Source organism: Paracoccus sp. (in: a-proteobacteria), assembly GCF_046289755.1.
Classification (GTDB): domain Bacteria; phylum Pseudomonadota; class Alphaproteobacteria; order Rhodobacterales; family Rhodobacteraceae; genus Paracoccus.
Window position 1 is genome coordinate 1 of sequence record NZ_JBKBVD010000097.1, and the last position, 5,171, is coordinate 5,171.

At 68.7% G+C, this 5,171-nt stretch carries 6 protein-coding genes; 5 read left to right on the forward strand and 1 reads right to left on the reverse strand.

Annotated features, from left to right (window positions below; translation table 11 throughout):
* Positions 1–247: 247 nt before the first annotated feature.
* The 3 genes from ACK41U_RS18955 to recO are packed head-to-tail and all read left to right on the forward strand — an operon-like array spanning position 248 to position 2,489.
* Positions 248–991, forward strand: a complete 744-nt coding sequence (locus tag ACK41U_RS18955; protein WP_409683730.1) for an SseB family protein — start codon at positions 248–250, stop codon at positions 989–991.
* 60 nt (positions 992–1,051) lie between these two features.
* Positions 1,052–1,747, forward strand: a complete 696-nt coding sequence (locus ACK41U_RS18960; protein ID WP_409683733.1) for a CDP-alcohol phosphatidyltransferase family protein — start codon at positions 1,052–1,054, stop codon at positions 1,745–1,747.
* Positions 1,748–1,763: 16 nt separating this feature from the next.
* Complete coding sequence (gene recO / locus ACK41U_RS18965) at positions 1,764–2,489, forward strand: DNA repair protein RecO (protein ID WP_409683736.1); 726 nt, start codon at positions 1,764–1,766, stop codon at positions 2,487–2,489.
* A gap of 67 nt (positions 2,490–2,556) precedes the next feature.
* Here recO and ACK41U_RS18970 read toward each other — a convergent pair whose 3' ends face one another.
* Positions 2,557–3,030, reverse strand: a complete 474-nt coding sequence (locus tag ACK41U_RS18970; RefSeq protein ID WP_409683739.1) for an META domain-containing protein — start codon at positions 3,028–3,030, stop codon at positions 2,557–2,559.
* A 365-nt stretch (positions 3,031–3,395) separates the two neighbouring features.
* Between ACK41U_RS18970 and ACK41U_RS18975 the strand changes: the two genes are divergently transcribed.
* The gene (locus ACK41U_RS18975; protein WP_409683742.1) at positions 3,396–4,163 is read left to right on the forward strand and encodes a sulfite exporter TauE/SafE family protein; all 768 of its coding nucleotides are present in this window, start codon (positions 3,396–3,398) and stop codon (positions 4,161–4,163) included.
* A partial coding sequence (dapE, locus tag ACK41U_RS18980; protein WP_409683745.1) for a succinyl-diaminopimelate desuccinylase occupies positions 4,160–5,171 on the forward strand: 1,012 nt, incomplete at its 3' end. The genes ACK41U_RS18975 and dapE, both read left to right, overlap by 4 nt.

Below are 5,171 nucleotides of genomic sequence, written 5' to 3' on the forward strand. Positions count from 1 at the left end.
ATGGCGCGCAACGGCTCCAGCGCGTCGGCGCGCGCGAGCAGGGGGGCAAGGCTGGCCTCGGCCCGCGAGGGGGCCAGCGCGGGCGCGGCCAGCAGCGGCGCAAGGCCGGCGGTCAGGATCAGGGATCTGCGATTCATATCCTGCAATATGGGGCGCCCGGCGCCGGGGACAGAATCACGCTTGCGTGGGCTTGCCGGGCGCGGGCACGCGGATTAGGGCGGGGGCAGGACCAGAACAGGTTGCCCCCATGCCCGACCCTGACATGACCGCGCTCGACGATCTTGCCACCACGCCCTTTCATCAGGCCGACGCGCCCCTGCGCGCGCGCATGCTGTCGCGCCTTGCCGATACCGAGCTGGTCGTCGCGCTGACCCGCGAACCCGTGGCCGACCGGATCGAGCTGCGGCTGTTCCCGCTGGAGGGCACGCAGGTCGCGCTGGCCTGCGATGCCGAGGACCGGCTGGCCGGTTTCTTCGGCGCGCCGGTGGCCTATGCCGGGCTGCCGGGCCGGGTGCTGGCCGGGCTGCTGAAATCCGAAGGCGCGGGGCTGCTGGTCAATCCCGGCCACCCGTCCGAGATGCTGCTGGACGCCGCGATGCTGGACTGGCTGACCGGCGCGCTGGCGGCTGCGCCCGAACAGGCCGAGGCGCGGCTGCGCCTGACCGCACCCGCGCCCGCCACCGTGGCCGCGCTGGCCGAACCTCTGGGCGCGCGGCTGACCGATCTGCGCGGGCTGATCGCGGGGGCGGCGCTGGCTGGCGTGGCAGAGGGCGGCCATGTCTTGCTGGTCGCGGGCGCCGATCCCGACCGCCAGCCCGCCATCGCCAAGGCGCTGGCCGAGGCGCTGGCCTTTCTGCCGCCGCAGCCCGGTGGCGTCGATATCAGCTTTTCCGACGCGACCCCGCCTGCAAACGCCCTGCGCTTTGATCTGACCATTCCCGAGGCACCTGCCGCGCCCCCCCGCCCCAAAGGCCCCCCGATCCTGCGCTGATCCTGCGCCGAGGCGCGGGGCGCGGTTGCACCCTGCCGGGCAACCTGCGAAAAGATTCCGATGCAGCTGCGACACAAGGCCCTGTCCGTCCATCTTCTGACCGCCTCCGGCGCGGTCATTTCGATGCTGGCCATGCTGGCCGCTGTGAACGCCGAATGGTCGCTGATGTTTCTGTGGCTGGTCGTGGCCTTCGTGGTCGACGGCATCGACGGCCCGCTGGCGCGGCGCTATGACGTCAAGACCAACTGGCCCGCCTATGACGGCGTGCTGATGGATCTGATCATCGACTATCTGACCTATGTGTTCATTCCGGCCTTTGCGCTGTTCCAGTCGGATCTGCTGTCGGGTTGGACGGGATGGTTCGCCATCATCGTGATCGTCTTCGGCAGCGTCGTCTATTTCGCCGATACCCGTATGAAAACCCGTGATAATTCCTTTTCTGGTTTTCCCGGCTGCTGGAACATGGTGGTGCTGGTCCTGTTCGCCGTGCATCCCTCGTGGGAGGTAATTCTGGGCATCGTGACGGTTCTGACCATCACCATGTTCACCAATATCAAATTCGTCCACCCCGTCCGGACCGAACGCTGGCGCGTCATATCGCTGCCCGTCGCGGTGGCCTGGGTGGTGTTTGCGGGCTGGGCCGCGTGGCTGAATTTCCAGACGCCGCATCTGGTGACGCTGGGGCTGATCGTCACCTCGCTGTGGCTGTTGCTGGCGGGGGCGGCGCAGCAACTGATCCCGCCGCGCCGGGCCTGAGCACCGGACCCCGCGCATGGAATGGCAGGCCGAGGGCACCGTTCTGGCGCGCAGGCCGCATGGTGAAACCGCCATCATCATTGACGTCATGACCGCCGAATATGGCCGCCATGCCGGGCTGGTGCCCGGCGGCGCCTCGCAGAAGCGCGCGGCGATGCTGCAGCCCGGCGCGCGGCTGTCGCTGCGCTGGCGGGCGCGGCGCGAGGATCAGCTGGGCAGCCTGACGGTCGAGCCGGTGCGCCTGCGTGCCACGCTGATGGGCGATCCGCTGGCGCTGGCGGGTCTGAACGCGATCTGCGCGCTGCTGCTGTTCGTGCTGCCCGAGCGCGATCCCCATCCCCGGCTGGCGCTTGCGACCGAGGCGTTGCTGGATCTGATCGAGGCGGGCCAGCCCTGGTCGGACGCGTATCTGACCTGGGAGATGCTGCTGCTGGACGAGATGGGCTTTGGGCTGGATCTGTCATCCTGCGCGGTGACCGGCGCGCGCGAGGGGCTGGCCTATGTCAGTCCGCGTTCGGGCCGGGCGGTCAGCCGGGCCGGGGCCGGGGATTGGGCCGACCGGCTGCTGCCCTTGCCCGCCTGCCTTGGCGGGGCGGGCGACAACCGGGGTCAGGGGCTGATCGAAGGGCTGGCGATCACCGGCCATTTCCTGCGCGCACGGCTGGCGGCAGAACTGGTCGGGCGCCCCCTGCCCGAGGCGCGGGCGCGGTTGATGCGGCGGCTGTTCCGGGGCGGTGGGTAGCAAGGGGGGCGCTGCCCCCCCGTCGCGTGCCGCGACTCCCCCCGGGATATTTGGATGAAGAAGAAACTTACTGGTTGCCGCGGGCCTGCGCGAGGGCGTCGGTCGCCTGATCGGCGGGGCGGCCGCTTTCATAGATCAGCCAGGTCGGGCCCTTGATGCGCAGGACGCCGCCGAAGTAATCCATTTCGGTCGCCTGCTGCAGCGCGGTGAAATAGCGTTGCTCGATGGCCGCATCCTTGCAGTCGGCGACGCCGCTGGTCTGGATCGGTTCGAACGCCACGGCGGGCAGCGGCACGGTGTTGCGCAGCGCATAGCCGTTGCAGGGGCCGCGGCCCGACACGCCTTCGGGGCGCAGCGTCAGGGTGATGTTGCGCAGCGGCACGGTGCCGTTGCCGATCCCCACCAGCACATAGTCGTTCGCCGGAAGGCCGCCCATCGTGTCCTGTGCCGGCTGCGGGTTACAGGCCGCCAGTGTCAGTGCGGCAGCACCGATCGCAGCAAGACGAAGCGGACGAGACAGGGAAACAGCGGGACCGGGCATCGGAAACTCCTTGGCGGAAGGGCGAACTGAATTGAATTAGACGCATTTTTTTCCTGTTGCCAGTCCCCCGTCGCAGGTTGTTGGCGGATCGACCGTCCGTGGGACGGGGGGCGCAGGCCGCGCGGATCGTGGCAAAGCGGTCGAAGCGTCGTGACGGGTTGGGTTTTTCGGGGTTGCGGGTGGCGGTCTGCCGCCGGACGGGCGTGGCGCAATTCCCACAGCTCTATGCATGCGGGCAACGGGTCGCATCATCTTTTCGTCACAGAACCCCGCGGGGGGGGCGCGGACCGGCCTTTTGCGCGGGGCGATTCGCGTTCCGCGATGCGGCCTTTTCCTTCCCCGCCCGCCCGGTTAGCCTGCGCGCCATGTTCGGACTGGAGCTGTGGCAAATTCTGGTGACCATCGGCGTCACCGCCTTCGCGGGCTTCGTCAAGGGCGCGCTTGGCTTTGCCATGCCGATGATCATGATGTCGGTCTTTGGCTCGGTCATGCCCGCGACCGTGGCGCTGGCGGCGATGATCCTGCCGACGCTGATGACCAATGTGCAGCAATCGGTGCGCGACGGGCGGGGCGCGGCCATCGCCTCGATCGCCAAGTTCCGGCTGCATATCGCCATGGTCGCCGTGTTCATCTGCGTCTCGGCGGGGTTTGCCGCCGCCATGCCGCAATGGCTGATGTACGGGCTGCTGGGTCTGCCGATCACCGCATTCGCGCTGTGGCAGTTGTCGGGCAGGCCGCTGGTCCTGAACCTGCGCCACCGCAGGCGGGCCGAGGGGATCTCGGGCGTGATCGGGGGGCTTTATGGCGGCATTTCGGGGATCTGGGGGCCGCCGCTGATCGTTTACCTCTTGTCGATCGGCACCGGAAAGCGCGAACAGATCCGGGTGCAGGGCGTGGTCTTTCTGATCGGCGCCATCACCCTGACCGTCGCGCATCTTGCCTCGGGGCTGCTGAACGCGCAGACCTTGCCGCTGTCGGCGCTGCTGTGCCTGCCCGCGCTGGCCGGGATGAAGGCGGGCTTTGCCTTGCAGGACCGGCTGGATGTGGCGCAGTTTCGCCGCTGGACGCTGATCCTGCTGATCCTGACCGGGCTGAACCTTGTCCGCCGCGCCTTTGAACTGTGGAGTGCCTGATGACTGATGCCGCCGACCTGACCGCCCGCCTGATCCGTTGCCCCTCGGTCACACCCATCGAAGGGGGGGCGCTGGTTCTGCTCCAGGATCTGCTGACCAGCGCGGGTTTCGAATGCCACCGCACCGACCGGGGCGAGACGGCCAACCTGTTTGCCCGCTGGGGCGCCAGGGGCGCGCGGACCTTTGGCTTTAACGGTCATACCGATGTGGTGCCGCCGGGCGATCTGGCTTCGTGGACGCATCCGCCCTTTTCCGGGCACGCGGCTGACGGCGTCATCTGGGGCCGGGGCGCCACCGACATGAAATCGGGCGTGGCCGCCTTTGTCGCCGCCGCCATTGATTTCGTCCGCGACACGCCCCCCGACGGCGCCGTGATCCTGACCATCACCGGCGATGAAGAGGGGCCGTCGCGCGACGGCACCATCGCCATTCTCGACTGGATGGTGCAGCAGGGCGAGCGGATGGATGTCTGCATCGTCGGCGAGCCCTCGAACCCCGACCATATGGGCGAGATGATGAAGATCGGGCGGCGCGGCTCGGCCACCTTCCAGATCGCGGCCAGGGGCGTGCAGGGGCACGCCGCCTATCCGCACCGGGCAAAGAACCCGCTGCATGCGCTGACCCGGTATCTGGCCGAACTGATCGCCGAACCGCTGGATCAGGGCACCGGGCATTTCGACGCCTCGGGGCTGCAGATCACCTCGATCGACTGCGGCAACCCGGCCTCGAACGTCATCCCCGAGGCGGCGCGCGCCACCGTCAATATCCGCTTCAACGACCTGCATACCGGCGCCTCGCTGACCGACCGGCTGCGCGCCCATGCCGCCCGGATCGCCGCCGAGACCGGCGTGGCCCTGACCGTCGAGGCGCAGATTTCGGGCGAGGCTTTCCTGACCGCGCCCGGCCCCTTTGTCGATCTGGTCCGCGATGTGGTCACCGCCGAAACGGGCCGCGTGCCGGTCCTGTCCACCTCGGGCGGCACCTCGGATGCGCGTTTCGTCAAGGATC